Genomic DNA, 19,661 nt, shown 5'->3' on the forward strand with positions numbered 1-19,661 from the left:
TGGTCGTGGGGGTCAGAGCAGGGGCCGTAGCGGCGCCAGCACCGCCTCGGTGAAGCGACGGTAGATGTCACGGGACTCCCACTCGTCGCGGGTCAGCTCGGCACTGTTGGACAGGTCGACCTCGTAGATCTGCTCCATCGCGTGGGCCATGCCGGGGTCGATGATCTCGACGTTGATCTCGTAGTTGCCCTGCATGCTGAGCCGGTCGATGTTGGCCGTGCCGATGGTGGACCAGCTGCCGTCGATGGTGGCCGTCTTGGCGTGCACCATGGCGTCCTTGAACCGGAAGATGCGCACCCCGGCGGCGATCAGCTGGCCGAAGTAGCCGCGCGAGATCCAGTCGGCCACGATGTGGTTGGACTTGGCCGGCACCAGCAGGCGTACGTCGACGCCGCGGCGGGCCGCGTCGGCCAACGCGTCGACGAAGTCCTGGTCGGGGATGAAGTAGGCGTGGGTCAGCCAGATGTTGCCGGTTGCCCGGTTGATCGCCTCGAGGTACATCGAGCGGATCGGGAACATCCACAGCCGGGGCACGTTGCGCTGGAAGCGGATGCGCGGCTCCCACTGCGAGGCGGTCTCGAGCAGCAGCGGCCGCTCGCTGGCGCGGAAGCGCTTGCGGCGGTAGAGGTTCCAGAAGTCGGCGAAGGCGCGCTTGAGGTCCCAGACACCGGGGCCGGTGATCCGGCAGTGCGTGTCGCGCCACTCCGTGGCGTAGGGGGTGCCGATGTTGTAGCCGCCGACGAACCCGACCTCGTCGTCGACCACCAGGATCTTGCGGTGGTCACGGCCGTAGTGGCGCAGGTCGAAGAACCGCAGCCCGGCGTTGTAGACCGGGAAGCGGAGCACCTTCAGGCTCGGGCTGAACTTCTTGAACGTCGGCTTGACCACGATGTTGGCAAACGCGTCGTAGATGATGTGCACGTCGACGCCACGGTCGGCGGCATCGGTCAGCGCCTGCTTGAACCGCTCGCCGACCTCGTCGCCCTTCCAGATGTAGGTCTCGAAGAGGATCTGCCGCTTGGCCCCGGCGATCGCGGCCAGCATGTCGTCGTACAGGTCCTGGCCGAAGGTGTACGTCGTGACGGTGCCGTCGCCGACCTCGACGGTCTCGGGGGTCGTGGTCGGGAACGGCTTGGGCTTCTTGTTGCGTCGGCGGTAGGAGTCGACCAGCGTCAGCCCGATGGCCAGCAGCACCTGGACGCCGAAGAACGACAGCAGGGTGCGCCGGACGAGGGTGAGGAGCCGGGCCCGGCTGCTGTCTGTTCGGGGCACGGCGTCAATCTAGTGGACATCACCGACACGAGGAGGCAGGGCCCGCTGACCGGGTGCCACTCGTTCTCCGCTGGCGTTGTCGGTGGCGCCGTCTAGGCTTGCCGTCATGCGACCAGTGACCGATCTCGAGCGCCGGGTGGCCCCGTTCGAAGTGATCTCCGACTACCAGCCGGCGGGTGACCAGCCGGCGGCGATCAAGGAGATCTCCGCCCGGGTGCGCGACGGCGTCGACGACATCGTGCTGCTCGGCGCCACCGGCACCGGCAAGACCGCGACCGTGGCGTGGGTGGCCGAGGAGCTCCAGCGACCCCTGCTCGTGCTCCAGCCCAACAAGACCCTGGCCGCCCAGTTCGCCAACGAGCTGCGCGGCCTGTTCCCCAACAACGCCGTCGAGTACTTCGTCAGCTACTACGACTACTACCAGCCCGAGGCCTACGTCCCGCAGACCGACACCTACATCGAGAAGGACTCCTCGATCAACGAGGAGGTCGAGCGACTGCGCCACTCGGCGACGAACTCGCTGCTGACCCGTCGTGACGTGATCGTGGTGTCGACGGTCTCCTGCATCTACGGTCTCGGCACCCCGCAGGAGTACGTCGACCGCATGCTGAGGCTGCGCGTGGGGGAGGAGCACGACCGCGACTCGATCCTGCGCCAGCTGGTCTCGATCCAGTACACCCGCAACGACCTGGCCTTCACCCGCGGTACGTTCCGGGTGCGCGGCGACACCCTCGAGATCTTCCCGGTCTACGAGGAGCACGCGGTCCGGGTGGAGTTCTTCGGCGACGAGATCGAGCGGCTGATGACGCTGCACCCGGTGACCGGTGAGGTGATCACCGACGACCAGGAGCTGTACGTCTTCCCGGCCACCCACTACGTGGCCGGCCCCGAGCGCATGGAGCGGGCGATCAACGGCATCGAGGCCGAGCTCGAGGAGCAGCTGGCCACCTTCGAGCGCCAGGGCAAGCTGCTCGAGGCGCAGCGGCTGCGCATGCGCACTACGTACGACGTGGAGATGATGCGGCAGGTCGGGTCGTGCTCCGGCATCGAGAACTACTCGATGCACATCGACGGCCGCGCCCGTGGCACGGCCCCCAACTGCCTGCTCGACTACTTCCCCGAGGACTTCATGCTCGTGGTCGACGAGTCCCATGTGGCGGTGCCCCAGATCGGCGGCATGTACGAAGGCGACATGTCGCGCAAGCGCAACCTGGTCGAGCACGGCTTCCGGCTGCCCAGCGCGATGGACAACCGCCCGCTGAAGTGGGAGGAGTTCCTCGAGCGCATCGGCCAGACCATCTATCTCTCCGCCACCCCGGGCAACTACGAGCTCGACAAGGTGCAGGGTGACGTGGTCGAGCAGATCATCCGCCCGACCGGCCTGATCGACCCCGAGGTGATCGTCAAGCCGACCAAGGGCCAGATCGACGACCTGATCCACGAGATCCGCGAGCGCACGGAGAAGAACGAGCGGGTCCTGGTCACGACGCTGACCAAGAAGATGTCCGAGGACCTCACCGACTACCTGCTCGACGCGGGCATCCGCACCCGCTACCTGCACAGCGAGGTCGACACCCTGCGTCGCATCGAGCTGCTCCGCGAGCTGCGTCTCGGCGAGTACGACGTCCTCGTCGGCATCAACCTGCTGCGCGAGGGCCTCGACCTGCCCGAGGTGTCGCTGGTGGCGATCCTCGACGCCGACAAGGAGGGCTTCCTGCGCTCCGACAAGTCGCTGATCCAGACCATCGGTCGCGCGGCCCGCAACGTGTCCGGCCAGGTGTTCATGTACGCCGACAAGATCACCGACTCCATGGAGCGGGCGATCGACGAGACCAACCGGCGCCGCGCCAAGCAGGTCGCCTACAACACCGAGCGCGGGCTCGACCCCCAGCCGCTGCGCAAGAAGATCGCCGACATCACCGACATGCTGGCCCGTGAGGACGAGTCGACCGAGGAGCTGCTCAAGACCTGGCAGCACATGGACCCGAAGCAGAAGAAGGCGCCGGTCCCGGCGCTGTCCAGGCTGCACGGCGACCAGCGCACCCCCGATGCGGCGGGACTGCCCAGTGCCGAGCTGGCCGAGCTGATCCAGGAGCTGACCGACCAGATGCACAACGCCGCGGCCGAGCTGCAGTTCGAGGTCGCGGCCCGGCTGCGTGACGAGATCTCCGGGCTCAAGAAGGAGCTGCGCCAGATGATCGAGGCGACGCGATGAATGCCTGGCACGCGCGCTGGCGGCGTTCTCGTCGCTCGCAGGCCGAATCGGTGGCCGGATGAATGTCGCGCAGATGCAGGCGTTCGCGCTGTCGCTCCCCGGAGCGTGGCCCGACAACCCGTGGGGCCACGAGCACCCCGTGATCAAGGTGGGCCCGGGGGAGCGCGGCAAGATCTTCGCGTTCCTCGGCGAGACCGGTGTCGGGGTGAAGTGCGGTCCCGACCGCGACGTCGCCGACGAGTGGCTCCAGCGCTACCCCGACGACGCCTCCGTGATGCGTTACATCGGCCGCTCCGGCTGGAACGACCTCGCCTTCGGCGGCGCGATCCCCGACGACGAGCTGCGTGCGGCCGTCGAGGAGTCGTGGTCCACCGTGGTCTCGAAGTTGCCCAAGAAGCTCCGGCCCGACGCGCAGGGGACCACCTGATGGCCGACCACGAAGCGTTGATCGAGCGCATCAACTCGGTGATCTTCACGCCGGTCCGCGCCCAGGTAGGCTACGAGATGGGCCACGTCGACGACTTCCTCGACGGCCTCGTCGTGGCCCTGCGCCAAGGCCGTCCCGTGGAGGCACTGGTCGACATGGTCCGCTTCTCGACGGTCCGCTTCCGCGAGGGGTACGCCATCCGGGAGGTCGACGAGTTCCTCGCCAGTGTGGTGGCGGAGTCGAAGGGCGTCCCGGCCCAGGAGACACCGTCGATGCACGAAGACGCGGCCCCCGCCGCTGAGCCCACCCCCCTTGAGGTGCCCGGCGTGATCGAGGAGCAGCACGGCCTGTTCAAACGGCTCTTCCGCCGCTGAGCGACGGAGGCACCGGAACGCGGCTCACTCGGGCTCGGCGGGCGGGTCGAGCTCGCGCGGCGCCTGCTCATCGCGCTTCTCCAGCGCCTTGCGCTCCTTCTTCTCGAGGCGTCGGCGTTCCCGCTCGACCATCTCGTCCCTCATGAAGACCACTCGGCCCAGGTTCAGCCCGGTGCCGAGCATCACGAAGAGCGGCCACGGGAAGTTGGGGTGGAAGCCGTCGCCGCCGAAGCTGGTGGCGGCCCAGATCACCCAGCAGATCAACGACGCGGAGAGGAACGTCCACAGGGCGTCCTTGCGGTCCTTGCGCCAGGCCAGGACGGCTCGTTGGTCGTGGTTGACCAGCGCCGCCGGGGTGGTCGCCGTGACCGGAACCAGGTCGCCGATCAGTGCGGGAAGCTCGCCGAGCGTCCGTGAGCCGAGCACCCGGTCGGTGCGCTCGTCGAGCTCGGTGCGGTCCAGTCGCCCGTCGCCGTACGCCTGTTCCAGCACCCGGCGTACGACGTCGCGGTCGCGATCGGCCGCACGCAGGGCACGGTTGTCCGCGTCGCGCGGATCGTGCTCGAACTCGTCCCAGATCGCAGGCATGGACCAAGACTAGGCCCCGCCCGACGCCGGTCGGAGGCGTCACCAAAATCGGCCCGGCTCGTTACTCGGAGGTACACATCCGCGCGTCGGCATTGCCGATAATGAGAACACGTTCTAGTATTGCGGCTTCGTCACCAGTGCGTTCGCGCAGGCGGCACCGGACCAGGGAGGTAACAGAGTGGGGTTCTCCGCTGTGTCCGTGGTCCGTGGCCCCGGCGAGATCACGGCGATGGTCGTGCAGGTGACCAAGCGGATCTTCACCAGGCCGTTCCAGTTCCGCGAGTTCATCGAGCAGGCCTGGTTCATCACCAGCGTCACCCTGATGCCCACGATCCTCGTCTCGATCCCGTTCGGCGCGGTGATCTCGCTCCAGGTCGGCAACCTGACCGGCCAGCTGGGCGCGCAGTCCTTCGCCGGTGCCACGGCGGTGCTGGCGGTGGTCCGCGAGGCGGCACCGATCGCGGCGGCCCTGATCATCGCCGGAGCCGCGGGGTCGGCGATCTGCTCCGACATGGGCGCCCGCAAGATCCGCGAGGAGATCGACGGCATGGAGGTGCTCGGCATCGACCCGCTCGAGCGCCTGGTGGCTCCCCGGGTGTGCGCCACCGTCTTCGTGGCCCTGATGATCAACGGGCTGGTGATCTCCGCCGGCATCGGTGGCGGCTACTTCTTCACCGTCATCATCCAGGGCGGTTCGGCAGGTGCGTTCCTGTCGTCGTTCACCGCACTGGCCTCGCTGCCCGACCTCTACATCGCGATGATCAAGGCCGCCGTGTTCGGCTGGCTGGCCGCTGTGGTGGGCGCCTACAAGGGCCTCAACGCCGGCGGCGGCCCCAGCGGCGTCGGCCGGGCGGTCAACGAGTCGGTGATCATCGCCTTCATGCTGCTGTTCTTCATGAACGCGATCATCACCGCGATCTACTTCCAAGTCGTCCCACCGCCGGGGTTGTGATGGCGACTCTCACCTCGCTCGGTACCTCGTTCGTCAAGGGCCGCCGCGACACCCTCGAGGCGTACGGCGACCAGTTCCTGTTCTACGTGAAGGCACTGAGCTGGACGCCCCGCGCCGTACGCCGCTATCGCCGCGAGATCTGGAACACCCTGGCCGAGGTCACGTTCGGGGCGGGCGGCCTGACCATGATCGCGGGCACCGTCGGGGTGATCGCGTTCCTGGCCTTCTTCGCCGGCACGGAAGTCGGCATCCAGGGCTACGCCTCCCTGAGCCAGATCGGCGTCGCCAAGTTCAGCGCGTTCATCTCCGCGTACTTCAACACCCGCGAGGTGGCCCCCCTGGTCTCCTCGATCGCGCTGGCCGCGACCGTCGGGTGCGGCTACACCGCGCGACTGGGTGCCATGCGCATCTCGGAGGAGATCGACGCTCTCGAGGTGATGGGCGTGCCGTCGCTGCCGTTCCTGGTCACCACCCGCATGATCGCGGCCTTCATCGCGGTGATCCCGCTCTACATCGTGGCGCTCTCGGCGTCCTACCTCTCGCCGCGGCTGATCACGACGCTGATGTACGGCCAGTCGGCGGGCACCTACGACCACTACTTCCTGCAGTTCCTGCCGCCGATCGACATGCTCTGGTCGTTCTTCAAGCTGCTGTTCCTGGCGATCTCGGTGATCCTGATCCACTGCTACTACGGCTACACCGCCTCGGGCGGCCCCGCCGGTGTGGGTACGGCGGTCGGCCGCGCGATCCGCACCTCGATCGTCTGGATCGTGGTGGCCGACTTCTTCCTCAGCTTCGCGATCTGGGGTTCGACGACCACGGTCAGGATCACGGGGTAGTCGCGTGCTTCTGGTCAACCTGCACCACGGCAACGCCGCAGAACACCGGCGGTTGCTGTTCTTCGGCATCGTCTTCCTGACCCTGCTGGCCACCTTCATCGGCACCTCGATCGCGGTCTACCAGAAGGTCTTCGAACCGGTCACCATGGTCACGATCAAGGCCGACCGGGCCGGGCTGCAGCTCGCGAAGTTCGGGGACGTGCGGGTCCACGGCGTGCTCGTCGGACAGGTCCGCGGCATCGACCAGGACGGCAAGCAGGCCTCGATCAAGGTCGGCCTCAAGCCCGACGCGGCCAAGAACATCCCGTCCAACGTCTCCGTGGAGATCCTGCCGACGACGCTGTTCGGCCAGAAGTACATCTCGTTCGTCGACCCCGAGTCCCCGTCAGGGAAGTCACTCGCGGACGGCGACGTGATCCCCTCCGACCGGGTCGAGACCAACGTCGAGCTCAGCCGCATCCTGGCCGACCTGTTCCCGCTGCTCCGCTCGGTGCGCCCGGCAGACCTGAACGCGACGCTGAACGCACTGGCCACCGCACTTGCCGGCCGGGGCGAGGAGATCGGCGAGACGATGGACAAGCTGGGCTCCTACCTCGGCGCCATCGAGAGCCACCTGCCCACGCTGCGCAAGGACCTGATCCTTCTCGGCGAGGTCGCGGAGACCTACTCCATCGCGGCGCCCGACCTGATCGACGTGCTGCGCAACGCGACGGTGACCAGCCAGACCGTGCTGGACAACAAGGAGAACCTCGGCACCTTCTTCGCCGACGTCACCGGGCTGGCCGGCACGACCACGCGCATCCTCCGGGAGAACGAGACCGACCTGATCCGGATGGGCGAGGTCACCGAGCCGCTGCTCAACCTGCTCGCGGTCTACTCCCCGGAGTTCCCCTGCCTGCTGCGCGGTCTCGACAGGTACGACGACTACCTCGGAGACATGTTCGCCGGCGACCGGGTCAAGCAGTACGTCGAGCTCGGTGCCACCCAGTACGCCGGGTACACCAGCGCCGACCGGCCGCAGTACGGCGAGGTCGGCCACGGGCCGTGGTGCGCGGGACTGCCCAACCCGCAGGTGCCCTACCCGCCCGTGCCCGCCCTCAAGGACGGTGACGACCGCACGCTCGACGACTCACCGACCGCGTTCCTCCAGGACCCGAGCCGGTTGCTCGACCTGCTCGGCATCAGTGCCACCAGCCGGCGCAACGTGACGATGGGCGAGGTGGGCACCGCCGCCGACCAGAAGATCACCAGCTCGCTGCTGGCCGCCCGCTCGGGCAGTCCGGCCGACTCCTACGGCTCGATGCCCTCGCTGCTCTACGGTCCGCTGATGCGCGGGGCGGAGGTGTCCTCATGAGCCGCAACTCGGTCACCATCGCGGCCGGCATCAAGCTCGGCATCTTCACCGTGGTCAGCATCCTGGTCACCGGCCTGCTGGCCGCGATCATGGGCAACATCGGCTTCGGTGCGGGGAAGACGTACCAGGCCGAGTTCACCAGTGCGTCGATGCTCGAGAAGGGTGACGACGTACGCATTGCCGGGGTGTCGGTCGGCGAGGTCAAGGACGTCGAGCACCACGACCGCAACCACGCGCTGGTGACCTTCCGGGTCAAGGCCGACGTGCCGATGACCACCTCGACCCGCGCCGAGATCAGGTTCAAGAACCTGGTCGGCGACCGCTACCTCGCCATCGAGGAGGGCAAGGACGGCGACGCCCCGAAGCTCGACGAGGACTCCACGATCCCGCTCTCGCGGACCAGTCCGGCGCTCGACCTGACCGTGCTGTTCAACGGGTTCCAGCCGCTGTTCACCGCGCTGAACCCGACCCAGGTCAACGACCTGTCGCTCAACCTCGTGCGCGTGCTGCAGGGTGAGGGCGGCACCGTGCAGAGCCTGTTGGCCAACACTGCGTCGCTGACCAACAGCCTCGCCGACCGCGACAAGCTGATCGGTGAGGTCATCACGAACCTCAGCCAGACCGCAGACACCGTCAACAACCGCTCCGAGCAGTTCACCGAGCTGATCGTCGAGCTGAAGGGCTGGATGACCGACCTGGCGAAGGACCGCAAGACGATCGGCAGCTCCCTGGACAACATCTCCGACCTCACCGAGGTGGTGGCCGGGCTGCTCAAGGACTCGCGGCCCTGGTTGAAGGCCGACGTGGTCGAGCTCCGCAAGCTCGCGGAGCTGCTCACCCGCCCGGAGAGCGAGAAGGTGCTCGGAGAGCTGCTCGACCGACTGCCCGAGTCGATGACCGACCAGACCCGCACCGGGACCTACGGCTCCTGGTACAACTACTACCTCTGCGCCGCCTCCGTGCGGATCCAGCTGCCGGTGCTCAGTGACGTACCGGGCCTGGCCAAGCTCCAGGAGCAGCTCGGCAACTTCAAGATCAAGTCCAACGCGGCCAGGTGTCAGTGATGCGCGGCTACAGCGAGCACCAGATCCTGCGTCTGGGGGCGATCACCCTCGTCGTCGCCCTGCTGATCGTGGCGGCGGCGTTCAACCTCTCCAAGTTCCCCGGGTTCGGCGGCGACAGCTTCCAGGCCGAGTTCAAGGACGCCAGCGGCCTGCGCAAGGGCAACATGGTCCAGGTCGGCGGCATTCGGGCCGGCCGCGTCCAGGACATCGAGCTCAAGGGCGACAAGGTGCTGGTCACCTTCGAGGTCGACCACGGGGTCGAGTTCGGCAGGGAGAGCCGGGCCTCGGTGCAGGTGCTGAACCTGCTGGGGGAGAAGTACCTCGAGCTCACGCCGGCCGGTCCGGGGCAGCTCGACACCGACGACGTCATCCCGGTCTCCCGCACCAAGGCCGCCTACGACATCGTCGGGGTGCTGGGCGACCTCACCGACACCACCGCGCGCATCGACATCCCGCAGCTCAAGCAGGCCCTGAACACGGTGGGCTCGACGATCGAGTCCTCGGGCCCGGAGCTGCAGGCCGCCTTCACCGGCATCTCACGGCTCTCGCAGTCGGTCGCCGGCCGGGATGCCGAGCTGCAGACCCTCCTCGAGGGCTCGGCGTCGGTCAGCGAGATCCTCGACGACCGCCGCAACGACGTCGTCAAGCTGGTCAAGAACGCCGACCTCGTCTTCAAGGAGCTGCGCAGTCGCAAGGCCGCCGTGCACCGCCTGCTGGTCAACGCCAGGGTGCTGGCCCGTGAGCTGCGCGGCGTCGTGGTCGACAACCAGTCGGAGATCGGACCGGCCCTCAAGGAGGTCGACGACCTGCTGAACTTCCTGACCTCCAAGGAGAAGGAGCTCAAGAACACCCTCGCCGCCTACGGCCCGTATGCCGACATCCTCGGCAACATCATCGGCACCGGACCCTGGTTCGACGCCTACGTGGTCAACCTGGCCGGCCTGGCCACCGGTGAGTTCAGCCAGGTAGGGACGGTGAACTGACATGACCCGTTACCTCAACCCGCGCCTGCTCGCCGTGGTGGTCGCCGTACTCCTGCTGGCCGGCACCTTCATGGCGATCCGCGGCGACGAGGAGACCAAGACGGTCACCGCCCACTTCCCACGGGCGGTCAGCATCTTCAAGGACACTGACGTCCGCGTGCTCGGGGTGACGGTCGGCAAGGTCACCGACGTGGTGCCCGAGGGCAACTCGGTGCGCGTCGAGATGCAGTACGACGCCAGCGTGAAGCTGCCCGACGACGCCAAGGCCGTGATCGTCACGCCGACCCTGGTGGCCGACCGGTTCGTGCAGCTCACCCCGGCGTACACCTCGGGGGCGGTGATGGCCGACGCCGCCGACATCGCCTTGCCCGACACCGGGGTCCCGGTCGAGCTCGACCGGATCTACGCCGGGCTGCGCGACCTGACGACCGCGTTGGGGCCGAACGGCGCGAACAAGGACGGCACGCTCAACCACCTGCTCAAGGTCGCGGACAAGAACCTCAAGGGCAAGGGCAGGCTCGGCAACCAGATGATCAACGACCTGGCCGCGGCGGCGACCACGTTCGGCAACGGCAGCGGTGACCTGTTCAAGACCGTGGAGAACCTGGCGAACTTCACCGAGACCCTGGCCGCCAACGACGAGTACGTCGTCGCGTTCATGAAGGACCTCGCCGGCGTGTCCGCCGACCTGGCCGACGAACGCCAGGAGCTGCAGCAGGCCCTGGCATCGGTGGCCGGTGCGGTCGGCACGGTCGAGAAGTTCATCAAGCGCAACCGGAAGGCGATCGGCACCGACGTGCGCAAGCTGACCCGGGTGGCAAAGAACATCGCCTCCGAGAAGGACGCGATCGACCTCGCGCTGACCGCCGGCCCCGTGGGCATCGGGAACCTCGTCCGCGCCTACGACCAGAAGTCCGGATCGATCGGCTCCCGCTTCGGGTTCCAGCAGAACGTGGCCGACTCCGACGGCTTCCTCTGCGCGGTGATCCAGCAGTCCGAGCTGCCCAAGGCCAGCAAGGACCTCGCCTGCACGCTCTTCAAGACGCTGCTCGAGCCAGTCGTCTCGCAGGCCAACCAGAGCCTCCCGAGCCGCGGCACCGGAACCAAGGGCGCGAGCCCCGACCAGCAGGTCGCCGACCAGTACGCCGGCGACACCTCGACCACGCTCTCCGACCTGACGGGGGCCCGATGATGACCCGGCTCCTGCGTGGACGCATCCTGCTGGCGGTGGTGCTGGCGCTCCTCGTGCTGGTCGCCGGCTGCAAGTTCGACGGCGCCTACGACCTGCCGCTGCCGGGCTCCGGTGTCGACGAGGACAAGTCGTTCGAGGTCACCGCCGAGTTCGACGACGTGCTCAACGTCGTACCGCGTTCGCCAGTGATGGTCGACGACGTCCCGGTCGGGGAGATCACCGACGTGGAGCGGGTCGGGTGGCACGCCAAGGTGACGATGCGCATCCGCGACAACGTCGAGCTGCCCGCCAACGCGGTCGCGATGATCCGGCAGACCAGCCTGCTCGGCGAGAAGTACGTCGCCCTCGAGCCGGACCCGGTCAAGCCCCCGGTCGGCCGACTCGGCGACAAGGACAACATCGCGCGGGCCGACACCGGTCGCAACCCGGAGGTCGAGGAAGTGCTCGGCGCGCTCTCGTTCCTGCTCAGCGGCGGCGGCGTGGCGCAGCTCGGCACGATCACCACCGAGCTCAACAACGTGATGAACGGTCGCACCGACCGCCTCAAGACCCTGCTCTCCAGCCTGGACTCGGTGGTCGGCACGATCGACGACCAGAAGGCCGACATCATCCGGGCCATGGAGTCGCTCAATGGCCTGGCCACCACGCTGAACGACGAACGCGCGGTGATCGGCGACGCCCTCGACGTGATGGGCCCGGCGGTCAAGGTGCTGGCCGCGCAGCACGACGAGCTGGTGCAGATGCTGGTCGGCCTCGACGACCTCGGCAAGGTCGGCACCCGGGTCATCGGCGCCACCAAGGGCAACCTCGTCGCCTCGCTGAAGTCGCTCAAGCCGATCCTGTCGAAGCTCAACGAGGCCGGGAAGTCGTTGCCGGCCGGGCTCTCGCTGATGCTGAGCTTCCCGTTCCCCGACGAGGCCCAGGACATCGTCAAGGGCGACTACGGCAACACCGAGATCCGGCTCGACATCAACCTCGAGAACTACCTCACCGACGCTCCGATCGTCTCTCTGCCCGACCCCGGGCAGCTGGTGAAGGACCTCCAGAAGTGCCTCGCCAGCGGCAACCTGGGCGGCAAGGACTGCGCCAAGTTCCTCACCAACCTCGACCTCTTCCGCGAGCTCCGGGCCGCCTGCAAGCTGCCCGCCAACCGGGCCAAGGACGTCTGCAAGATCGTGGCGGTGCTGCCCGGCGGTGGGATTCCCAGCCTCTCCGACCTGACCGACCTCCTCGGCCTGCCGGGTCTGCCCGACCTTCCGGCGTTGTCCGGGATCCCGGGGCTCCCCGGCCTGCGCGACGCGGCGACCAGCCCGCAGGAGTCACGCGCGCCGGACATCTACGGGACGGGGCTCTCATGACCCACGGTGTGAAGGTGCGCCTGATCGCCTTCTGCATCCTCAGTGCAGTCGGCATCGTCTACGTCACCGCGAACTACCTCGGCTTCGTCGACAAGGTGCTGGGGCGAGGCATCACTGTGCACGCCACGCTGCCCGACTCCGGCGGCCTGTTCGTCGGGAGCGAGGTGACCTACCGCGGCGCCAAGGTCGGCAAGGTCTCCGGCATGCACGTCACCGGAGAGGGCCTCGAGCTCGACCTCGCCCTCGAGGACGGCACGAAGATCCCGGAGGACTCGGCGTTCTACGTGCACAACCTCTCGGCCGTGGGGGAGCAGTACCTCGACTTCCTGCCCGAGGACAACGACGGCCCGTACGCCGGAAACGGGTACACGTTCGACGGTGACGCCGACTCGCTGCCGGTCGGTGAGGACGAGGTCCTGGTGGCGTTGAACGCTTTCGTGGGCTCCGTCGACAAGGAGAGCCTCTCGTCGGTGGTCAAGGAGCTCGGCATCCTCTTCAAGGACACCGCGCCGGCGCTGCAGCAGCTTCTCGACGGTGGCACGAAGTTCATCGACGAGGCGGCCCTGCACACCGACGACACGATCCGCCTTCTCGACCAAGGCTTGACCGTGTTGCGCACCCAGAAGGGGCAGAGCGAGAACATCAAGGCGTTCAGCCGCGACCTGGCCGCGTTGACCGACTCGTTGCGGGGCAGCGACAAGGACCTCCGCACGATCCTCCAGGTCGCACCCGGGGCCGTCCGCGAGGTCGACGCGCTGCTCAAGGAGCTCGAGCCGACCCTTCCCGTCCTGCTGGCCAATCTCGTCACGACCAACCAGGTCGCGGTCAACCACCTGGCCGGCCTCGAGCAGCTGCTCGTCTCGTTCCCCCTGGCCGTGGCGGGCGGCTTCACCGGTACGCCGGGCGACGGTTGGGGACACGTCAACATCCAGCTCGCGCAGAATCCCGGCCCCTGTCGTGGCGCCGGCTACATGCCCGCCGACCAGTGGCGCCAGGGCAATGACCTGACCGACACCGCGATCTACCCGGCGCGGTGCCTGGAGCCCGGGAAGTCGGTGCAGCGCAGTCCCATGTACTCGCCCGAGCGCGGCGCCGGCACGAACTCGAGCGGCCGCGCCTACCGTGGCGCCTACGACCCGATCACCGGGCTGACCGACGGGGCCGTCGACAAGGACGGCAATCCCGTGTCCGTACATTCACCGAAGAATCTCTCGATCCTCGGTGACGACTCCTGGAAGTGGCTCCTCGTGGGGCCGGTGGCACAGCAATGAACCCAGACCAAGTGAACCCGGTCAACCAGTCCCTCGCCCGGACGCTGCGTGTCAACGTCGCGCTCTATGTGGCCGTGCTGCTCGTCGCGTTCGGCGCCGTACTCGCCGGGGTCTTCCTGGTGTGGCCCGAGGTGCAGGCCGACGACGGCCCCGGTGCGCAGAACGTCGCTTCGCAGCCGACCAAGGAGGACGTGCCCGAGGTCGTCTACCACGACGTGCTCACCGCGGCCCGCGCCGAGGCGCTCGCGTTCGTGAACCTCGACTACCGCGACATCAGCACGTCCACCGAGGCCGTCCTGAAGGGCGCCACCGGCGGGTTCGCCGACCAGTACGAGGCGTCCGAGAAGGGGTTGCGCACGCTGATGAAGCGCAACAGGTCGGTCATGGAGGGCGAGGTGCTCTCGGCCGGCGTGGTGGCCGCCTCCGAGTTCACCGCACGGGTCCTGGTGGCCACCAACGGCACGGTGCGCAACAAGAGCACCGGTGGCAAGAAGGTGGAGCGCAACCTGCGGTTGCAACTCGACATGACCAAGTCCGAGGGCCGCTGGCTCGTCAACGACCTGCAGTTCGTGGGGTGACCGGGATGCCCGAGAAGAGCTCTCCACGTCGTCCCGTTGGCGGCTCCCGCGTTCCCGCCTCCGCGCCGCGCCGGGTCGCCGGGCGCTCCGCCCGTCCGGGAACGGACGTGCCCGAGCAGACCGTCCCGACGCCGCTCGTGGGGCCGGATGCGTCCGACGTCGCCGACGCCCCGATCCGGACCGCCGAGTCGCCCGCCGAGTCGCCCGTCGGGTCGCCGGTCGCGGCTGTCCGGACGGACGAGACCGACCGGACCGACGTACCCCAGCGGCAGCCGGGAGTGCTGAGCAGCCGCGGCACCACGAAGGTGCTGGCCGGTGTGCTGGCCGTCCTGCTCCTGGTCGGCCTGGGCGAGGTCGTGACCTGGGCCGTGGCCCGCGGCGACTCCGGGGACTCCGGCAGCAGCGCGGCCGTGCTCGACTTCGGTGAGCCGTACACGGTGACCAAGGAGCCGGTGAAGGTGCCGATGGCCGACTGGCGCGACGCCACCGACTCGGCGGTCAAGTCGGTCACCGAGATCCTCAACGTGTCCTGGAAGGACTACGACCAGAACCTCGACGACGCGTCGAAGTACATCACCGACCGGTTCGCGAAGGAGTACTCCGCGACCACCAAGGACACCCGTGACCTGTTCCTCAAGAGCAAGGCGGAGTACGACTTCGCGGTCGTCGGTGCCTCGGTCGTGGAGGCGCAGCCCGACGAGGTGGCCAGCCTGCTGTTCCTCAACCAGTTCGTCTACAAGGGCGAGGGCAAGCAGCGCACCGGTCCCGAGATCTACCCGGTCCGGGTGATGGTGCGCATGGTGCGCACCGACTCCGGCTGGAAGATCGACGAGCTGCACGCACTCTGATCCGGGACATTCGTCCCGCGTGCTGGACTTTGCGGAACAGCCCGGCTAACTTGGGCAAAACTAGAACACGTTCCACCAAGTTGCTCAGGCGAGGCGCTTGAGTCCCGTGCGTCCGGAGGGGAAGGATCAGGCCATGTCGCCCTCAGAACCTGCCCCCGAACACCTCGAGACCGACCTGATCATCGTCGGTGCCGGACCCACCGGTCTGTTCAGTGCCTACTACGCCGGGTTCCGGGGCATGCGGGTCGCGGTGATCGACTCGCTGCCCGAGCTCGGTGGCCAGATCACCGCGATGTACCCGGAGAAGGCGATCCTCGACGTGGCCGGCTTCCCGACCGTCAAGGGACGTGAGCTGGTCGCGGGTCTCGTGGAGCAGGCCAACACCGCCAGCCCGTCGTACCTCCTGGGCCGTACGGCGACGTCGCTGGACTCGACCGACGACGACGTGACGATCGGGTTGGCAGACGGCAGCACCGTGCGCGGCCGCGCCGTCCTGATCACCGCCGGCATCGGCAAGTTCAGTCCGCGTCCGCTGCCCGCCGCCGATGGGTGGCAGGGACGTGGCGTCGAGTTCTTCGTGCCCAGCTTCGAGCCGTACGCCGGCAAGGACGTGATCATCGTCGGCGGAGGAGACAGTGCGTTCGACTGGGCGATCCACCTCGAGCCGATGGCCCGTTCGGTGACGCTGGTCCACCGCCGCGACGCCTTCCGTGCCCACGAGCGCACGGTGCAGAAGGTCCGCGACTCGTCGGTCGAGATCGTGACCCGGGCCGAGGTTTCCGAACTGCGCGGTGACCCCGACCTGGCGGAGGCCGTCATCACCGTCGACGGCGAGAAGTCGATGCGGCCCGTGCAGGCCGTCGTCGCCGCCCTCGGCTTCGTGGCCGACCTCGGACCCATGAAGGAGTGGGGCCTCGAGCTCGAGAAGCGCCACGTCGTCGTCGACCCGTCGATGCGCACGAACCTGCCGCGGGTCTTCGCCGCCGGTGACATCACCGAGTACCCCGGCAAGGTCCGGCTCATCGCGGTCGGCTTCGGCGAGGCGGCCACGGCGGTCAACAACGCCGCCGTCGTGATCGACCCCGCGGCCCACGTGTTCCCCGGCCACTCGAGTGAAGGAAGCTGATGTCCGGACGTGACGCCGTACGCCTCGATGACGCGGAGCTCGACGCGTTCCTGCGCGACAACGTCAAGGTGCAGGTGGCCACCGTCGGTACCGACGGCACCGCCCACCTGACCACGCTGTTCTACGTCGTGCTCGATGACGGCCGCCTCGCGTTCTGGACCTACGGCCGCTCGCAGAAGATCCGCAACCTCGAGCGCGACCCGCGGATCACCTGCCTCGTCGAGGACGGCACCGACTACTTCGAGCTGCGCGGTGCCTCCCTCAAGGGAGTCGCGGAGCTGGTCCTTGACCCCGACCGCATCTTCGCGATCGGCAGCGCCGTGGCCACCCGCATGGTCGGTGCGGCCTCGTTCGAGCAGCTCGGCGACGTCGGCGCTGCCGAAGTACGCCGCCAGGCGGCCAAGCGGGTCGCCGTCATCGTCACGCCCGAGCGGGTCAGCTCCTGGGACCACCGCAAGATGCTCGAGCCGCAGTCAGCACCCACGGAAGGATGATCAGATGAAGATCAAGGTCGACTTCGACCTGTGTGAGTCGAACGCCCTGTGCGAGGCGCTCGCCCCCGACGTCTTCGAGCTCGACGACGACGACTACCTGGAGGTCAAGCAGGAGGACGTCACCGACGAGAACCGCGACGGCGTGCAGCGGGCGGTCGCCGCCTGCCCGCGCTCGGCCATCTCGATCGTGGAGGACTGAGTCGGTGTCGCAGGATCTCGACCTCGACGGCCGGGTGGCCGTCGTCACCGGTGCCGGTGCCGGACTAGGGCGCGCGGAGGCCCTTGCCCTGGCGCGTGCAGGTGCGCGCGTCGTACTCAACGACCTCCCCGGTGCCGCCGACGAGGCAGCCGAGGAGATCCGTTCGATCGGTGGCTCGGCCGTCGTCGCTGCCGGAGACGTGGGGGAGCGCAGCACCGCCGACCTGATGGTGGCCACCGCCCTCGGTGAGTTCGGCAGCCTCGACGTGGTCGTCAACAACGCCGGCATCACCCGCGACCGCATGCTGTTCAACCTCGGCGACGACGAGTGGGACCTCGTCATCCGGGTGCACCTGCGCGGGCACTTCCTGCTGACCCGCAACGCCGCCGCCCACTGGCGTGCGGTCTCCAAGGAGACCGGTGCGCTGGTCTACGGCCGCATCGTGAACACCGCCTCCGAGGCGTTCCTCTCCGGCTCGCCCGGCCAGGCCAACTACGCCGCGGCCAAGGCCGGCATCAGTGCGCTGACCCTCTCGGCGGCCCGGGGCCTGGCGAAGATGGGCGTGCGCGCCAACGCGATCTGCCCACGGGCCCGCACCGCGATGACCGAGGCGGTCTTCGGCGAGGACGAGTCCGGCAAGGACGTCGACCCCTACTCGCCCGAGCACGTGGCCCCACTGGTGGCCTACCTGGCCTCCCCGGACGCCGACGCGATCAACGGCCAGATGTTCGTCGTGTACGGCGGCATGGTCGCGCTGCTCGCCCCACCTGTGGTCGAGCAGCGCTTCGACGCCAGCGGCTCCACCTGGGACCTCGACGACCTCTCCAAGCAGCTCGGCGGCTACTTCAGCGACCGTGACCCGTCCCTCAGCTTCTCTGCCGACTCGGTGATGAAGCTGACCGTCTGACCGCTCGTCATCCACGTGCCGGCGTCGTCCGGCCACTCAACCGTTCCCGTTCGAGAGGACTCACCATGGGCCGACTGGCCGGCAAGATCGCGATCGTCACCGGCGGCGCTCAAGGACAGGGCGCGGCCATCGCGCGGGCCTTCGTCGCAGAAGGAGCGCAGGTCGTCATCGCCGACATCGCCGAGGAGGCGGGGGAGAAGCTCGCCGCCGAGCTGGGGGAGGCCGCCCGCTTCCAGCGGCACGACGTCAGCGACGAGGCCTCCTGGACGTCGGTCGTGGAGTTCACCGCCGCCACGTTCGGCGACGTCAACGTGCTGGTCAACAACGCGGGCATCCTGCGGTTCGGCGAGATCCACAAGATGGACCTCGACGAGTTCGACCTGGTCGTCCGCATCAACCAACGCGGCACGTTCCTCGGCATGCGCGCCGTCGTACCCACGATGCGCAGGAACAAGCAGGGGTCGATCGTGAACGCCTCGTCGGTCGAGGGGCTCGCGGGCATGGGCAGCCTGGCGGCGTACACCGGCACGAAGTTCGCGATCCGCGGGATGACCAAGGCGGCGGCGCTCGAGCTCGGCAGCCGCGGCATCCGGGTCAACTCCGTGCACCCCGGCATGATCGACACCGGCATGACGCGCGAGCACGGTGGCGACGCGGCCATGGAGTACGGCGCCAGCAAGGTGCCGATGCGACGCGTGGGAACCCCGGAGGACATCGCCCCGCTCTACGTCTACCTGGCCAGCGACGAGAGCGGCTACGTCACCGGCGCCGAGATCGCCGTCGACGGCGGCGTCACCGCCACCCACGCCTTCGGCGGCTGAATTCTCGATACTCCCTGACGTTTCGGTCCTCAGGAGGGCCGAAACGTCAGGGAGTATCCCGATTCTGGGGCCGAAACGTCAGGGAGTATCCCGAGGGGGCGTGAGCGAGGGATCGGCTCAGCGCAGGAGGAGGCGGACGGCGACGGACATGGAGGTCTCCACGTCGGTGGCCGAGGAGCGGCCGGTGACCCAGCCGACGAGCGAGGAGAGCCAGACGTCGCCGATGACCCGGGCGATCGCGATCTCCTCCTCGGTGGGCTCGGCGTCGCCGGTGCGGGTGCCCATCGCCTCGGTCAGCACCGAGGTGAGCATCATGCCGACGTGGTGGATCTCGGTCGAGACGCTGGCGTCGGCGAACATGAACGCGCGGGTGAGGGCCTCGGTGAGGTTGGGGTCCTTCTGGAGGATCTTGGTGGTCCGGCCGAGCACGTAGTTGACCCGCTGCTCGGCGGTGTCTCCCGGGATCGGCTTGCCGGACATCGCGGCCTGGGAGCGCTCGAACTCGCGGCCCAGGGCGGAGACCAGCAGGTGGATCTTGGAGGGGAAGTAGCGGTAGAGCGTGCCGAGCGCGACGTCGGCCTGGTCGGCCACGGCGCGCATCTGTACGGCGTCGAAGCCGCCGCGGGAGGCCAACGCGATCGTGGCGTCGAGGATGCGCTTGCGGCGCTCCCTCTGGGCGGCCGAACCGAGCTCTTCCTGGCTGAGGGAGTTCAGGGCATTCATTGCTTTCCTCTCTCATCAGGGATACTCGTGTGACGCAACCCACGGGTAACTTGGGGGATCGGCGCCGCGTTCTTGA

Annotated in this window: 21 protein-coding genes; 18 read left to right on the top strand and 3 right to left on the bottom strand. The window is 68.2% G+C overall.

Features of this window, described 5'->3' with window-relative positions; all coding sequences use genetic code 11:
* Positions 1-12 precede the first annotated feature (12 nt).
* Positions 13-1,272 (bottom strand): phospholipase D-like domain-containing protein, encoded by a 1,260-nt coding sequence (locus ASD30_RS03985; protein WP_056677183.1) that lies wholly within the window; start codon positions 1,270-1,272, stop codon positions 13-15.
* A 106-nt stretch (positions 1,273-1,378) separates the two neighbouring features.
* Here ASD30_RS03985 and uvrB point away from each other — a divergent pair, with 106 nt between their 5' ends.
* Genes uvrB through ASD30_RS04000 form a run of 3 tightly spaced genes read left to right on the top strand, consistent with a single transcriptional unit; the run spans position 1,379 to position 4,288 of the window.
* Positions 1,379-3,487 carry an excinuclease ABC subunit UvrB gene (gene uvrB / locus ASD30_RS03990; RefSeq protein WP_056677185.1) on the top strand — a complete coding sequence of 703 codons (2,109 nt, stop codon included), beginning with the start codon at positions 1,379-1,381 and terminating at the stop codon, positions 3,485-3,487.
* 58 nt (positions 3,488-3,545) lie between these two features.
* Positions 3,546-3,914 carry an MmcQ/YjbR family DNA-binding protein gene (locus tag ASD30_RS03995; RefSeq protein ID WP_056677187.1) on the top strand — a complete coding sequence of 123 codons (369 nt, stop codon included), beginning with the start codon at positions 3,546-3,548 and terminating at the stop codon, positions 3,912-3,914.
* Positions 3,914-4,288 (top strand): DivIVA domain-containing protein, encoded by a 375-nt coding sequence (locus ASD30_RS04000; RefSeq protein WP_056677189.1) that lies wholly within the window; start codon positions 3,914-3,916, stop codon positions 4,286-4,288. Before ASD30_RS03995 ends, ASD30_RS04000 begins: the two co-directional genes overlap by 1 nt.
* 24 nt (positions 4,289-4,312) lie before the next feature.
* Here ASD30_RS04000 and ASD30_RS04005 read toward each other — a convergent pair whose 3' ends face one another.
* Entirely contained in the window at positions 4,313-4,876 is a 564-nt protein-coding gene (locus tag ASD30_RS04005) for a DUF1707 SHOCT-like domain-containing protein (RefSeq protein ID WP_056677192.1), read from the bottom strand.
* Between the two features lie 178 nt (positions 4,877-5,054).
* On the opposite strand from ASD30_RS04005, the gene ASD30_RS04010 reads away from it, so the two are divergent.
* The 15 genes from ASD30_RS04010 (at position 5,055) to ASD30_RS04080 (ending at position 18,862) form a co-directional block, all read left to right on the top strand.
* The gene (locus ASD30_RS04010; protein ID WP_156393501.1) at positions 5,055-5,828 is read left to right on the top strand and encodes an MlaE family ABC transporter permease; all 774 of its coding nucleotides are present in this window, start codon (positions 5,055-5,057) and stop codon (positions 5,826-5,828) included.
* Entirely contained in the window at positions 5,828-6,667 is an 840-nt protein-coding gene (locus ASD30_RS04015; protein WP_056677195.1) for an MlaE family ABC transporter permease, read from the top strand. Before ASD30_RS04010 ends, ASD30_RS04015 begins: the two co-directional genes overlap by 1 nt.
* A 4-nt stretch (positions 6,668-6,671) precedes the next feature.
* A complete protein-coding gene (locus ASD30_RS04020; protein ID WP_056677198.1) occupies positions 6,672-8,021 on the top strand; it encodes an MCE family protein in 1,350 nt (449 codons plus the stop codon).
* Positions 8,018-9,085, top strand: coding sequence for an MCE family protein (locus ASD30_RS04025; protein WP_056677200.1), 1,068 nt, complete (start codon positions 8,018-8,020; stop codon positions 9,083-9,085). Before ASD30_RS04020 ends, ASD30_RS04025 begins: the two co-directional genes overlap by 4 nt.
* Positions 9,085-10,068, top strand: coding sequence for an MCE family protein (locus ASD30_RS04030; RefSeq protein WP_056677205.1), 984 nt, complete (start codon positions 9,085-9,087; stop codon positions 10,066-10,068). The genes ASD30_RS04025 and ASD30_RS04030 overlap by 1 nt, the downstream gene beginning before the upstream one ends.
* Position 10,069: 1 nt before the next feature.
* The gene (locus ASD30_RS04035) at positions 10,070-11,260 is read left to right on the top strand and encodes an MCE family protein (protein ID WP_056677206.1); all 1,191 of its coding nucleotides are present in this window, start codon (positions 10,070-10,072) and stop codon (positions 11,258-11,260) included.
* Positions 11,257-12,618 carry an MCE family protein gene (locus ASD30_RS04040; RefSeq protein WP_235530048.1) on the top strand — a complete coding sequence of 454 codons (1,362 nt, stop codon included), beginning with the start codon at positions 11,257-11,259 and terminating at the stop codon, positions 12,616-12,618. The genes ASD30_RS04035 and ASD30_RS04040 overlap by 4 nt, the downstream gene beginning before the upstream one ends.
* Positions 12,615-13,889, top strand: coding sequence for an MlaD family protein (locus ASD30_RS04045; RefSeq protein WP_056677210.1), 1,275 nt, complete (start codon positions 12,615-12,617; stop codon positions 13,887-13,889). Before ASD30_RS04040 ends, ASD30_RS04045 begins: the two co-directional genes overlap by 4 nt.
* A complete protein-coding gene (locus ASD30_RS04050; RefSeq protein ID WP_156393502.1) occupies positions 13,886-14,467 on the top strand; it encodes a hypothetical protein in 582 nt (193 codons plus the stop codon). The genes ASD30_RS04045 and ASD30_RS04050 overlap by 4 nt, the downstream gene beginning before the upstream one ends.
* 107 nt (positions 14,468-14,574) lie before the next feature.
* Positions 14,575-15,315, top strand: a complete 741-nt coding sequence (locus tag ASD30_RS04055; protein WP_056677214.1) for a hypothetical protein — start codon at positions 14,575-14,577, stop codon at positions 15,313-15,315.
* Positions 15,316-15,448: 133 nt separating this feature from the next.
* Positions 15,449-16,441, top strand: a complete 993-nt coding sequence (locus ASD30_RS04060; RefSeq protein ID WP_056677215.1) for an NAD(P)/FAD-dependent oxidoreductase — start codon at positions 15,449-15,451, stop codon at positions 16,439-16,441.
* Positions 16,441-16,935, top strand: coding sequence for a pyridoxamine 5'-phosphate oxidase family protein (locus ASD30_RS04065; protein WP_056677217.1), 495 nt, complete (start codon positions 16,441-16,443; stop codon positions 16,933-16,935). The genes ASD30_RS04060 and ASD30_RS04065 overlap by 1 nt, the downstream gene beginning before the upstream one ends.
* Positions 16,936-16,939: 4 nt before the next feature.
* Positions 16,940-17,134 carry a ferredoxin gene (locus ASD30_RS04070; protein WP_056677220.1) on the top strand — a complete coding sequence of 65 codons (195 nt, stop codon included), beginning with the start codon at positions 16,940-16,942 and terminating at the stop codon, positions 17,132-17,134.
* Between the two features lie 4 nt (positions 17,135-17,138).
* Positions 17,139-18,041, top strand: a complete 903-nt coding sequence (locus tag ASD30_RS04075; protein WP_056677223.1) for a 3-oxoacyl-ACP reductase — start codon at positions 17,139-17,141, stop codon at positions 18,039-18,041.
* Positions 18,042-18,106: 65 nt separating this feature from the next.
* On the top strand, positions 18,107-18,862 hold the full coding sequence (locus ASD30_RS04080; protein ID WP_056677224.1) for an SDR family NAD(P)-dependent oxidoreductase: 756 nt from the start codon (positions 18,107-18,109) through the stop codon (positions 18,860-18,862).
* Between the two features lie 117 nt (positions 18,863-18,979).
* Here ASD30_RS04080 and kstR read toward each other — a convergent pair whose 3' ends face one another.
* The gene (kstR, locus tag ASD30_RS04085) at positions 18,980-19,585 is read right to left on the bottom strand and encodes a cholesterol catabolism transcriptional regulator KstR (protein ID WP_056677228.1); all 606 of its coding nucleotides are present in this window, start codon (positions 19,583-19,585) and stop codon (positions 18,980-18,982) included.
* Between the last annotated feature and the right edge of the window lie 76 nt (positions 19,586-19,661).

Source organism: Nocardioides sp. Root140 (assembly GCF_001426745.1).
Taxonomy (GTDB): domain Bacteria; phylum Actinomycetota; class Actinomycetes; order Propionibacteriales; family Nocardioidaceae; genus Nocardioides.

Bases quoted from the DNA above. Each gene is read 5' to 3' on its own strand.
- ASD30_RS04050 (WP_156393502.1), top strand. From the start codon at position 13,886: ATGAACCCAGACCAAGTGAACCCGGTCAACCAGTCCCTCGCCCGGACG.
- uvrB (WP_056677185.1), top strand. From the start codon at position 1,379: ATGCGACCAGTGACCGATCTCGAGCGCCGGGTGGCCCCGTTCGAAGTG.
- ASD30_RS04005 (WP_056677192.1), bottom strand. From the start codon at position 4,876: ATGCCTGCGATCTGGGACGAGTTCGAGCACGATCCGCGCGACGCGGAC.
- ASD30_RS04040 (WP_235530048.1), top strand. From the start codon at position 11,257: ATGATGACCCGGCTCCTGCGTGGACGCATCCTGCTGGCGGTGGTGCTG.
- ASD30_RS04025 (WP_056677200.1), top strand. From the start codon at position 8,018: ATGAGCCGCAACTCGGTCACCATCGCGGCCGGCATCAAGCTCGGCATC.
- ASD30_RS04035 (WP_056677206.1), top strand. From the start codon at position 10,070: ATGACCCGTTACCTCAACCCGCGCCTGCTCGCCGTGGTGGTCGCCGTA.
- ASD30_RS04000 (WP_056677189.1), top strand. From the start codon at position 3,914: ATGGCCGACCACGAAGCGTTGATCGAGCGCATCAACTCGGTGATCTTC.
- ASD30_RS04080 (WP_056677224.1), top strand. From the start codon at position 18,107: ATGGGCCGACTGGCCGGCAAGATCGCGATCGTCACCGGCGGCGCTCAA.
- ASD30_RS04030 (WP_056677205.1), top strand. From the start codon at position 9,085: ATGCGCGGCTACAGCGAGCACCAGATCCTGCGTCTGGGGGCGATCACC.
- ASD30_RS04060 (WP_056677215.1), top strand. From the start codon at position 15,449: ATGTCGCCCTCAGAACCTGCCCCCGAACACCTCGAGACCGACCTGATC.
- ASD30_RS04070 (WP_056677220.1), top strand. From the start codon at position 16,940: ATGAAGATCAAGGTCGACTTCGACCTGTGTGAGTCGAACGCCCTGTGC.
- ASD30_RS03995 (WP_056677187.1), top strand. From the start codon at position 3,546: ATGAATGTCGCGCAGATGCAGGCGTTCGCGCTGTCGCTCCCCGGAGCG.
- ASD30_RS04015 (WP_056677195.1), top strand. From the start codon at position 5,828: ATGGCGACTCTCACCTCGCTCGGTACCTCGTTCGTCAAGGGCCGCCGC.
- ASD30_RS04065 (WP_056677217.1), top strand. From the start codon at position 16,441: ATGTCCGGACGTGACGCCGTACGCCTCGATGACGCGGAGCTCGACGCG.
- kstR (WP_056677228.1), bottom strand. From the start codon at position 19,585: ATGAATGCCCTGAACTCCCTCAGCCAGGAAGAGCTCGGTTCGGCCGCC.
- ASD30_RS04045 (WP_056677210.1), top strand. From the start codon at position 12,615: ATGACCCACGGTGTGAAGGTGCGCCTGATCGCCTTCTGCATCCTCAGT.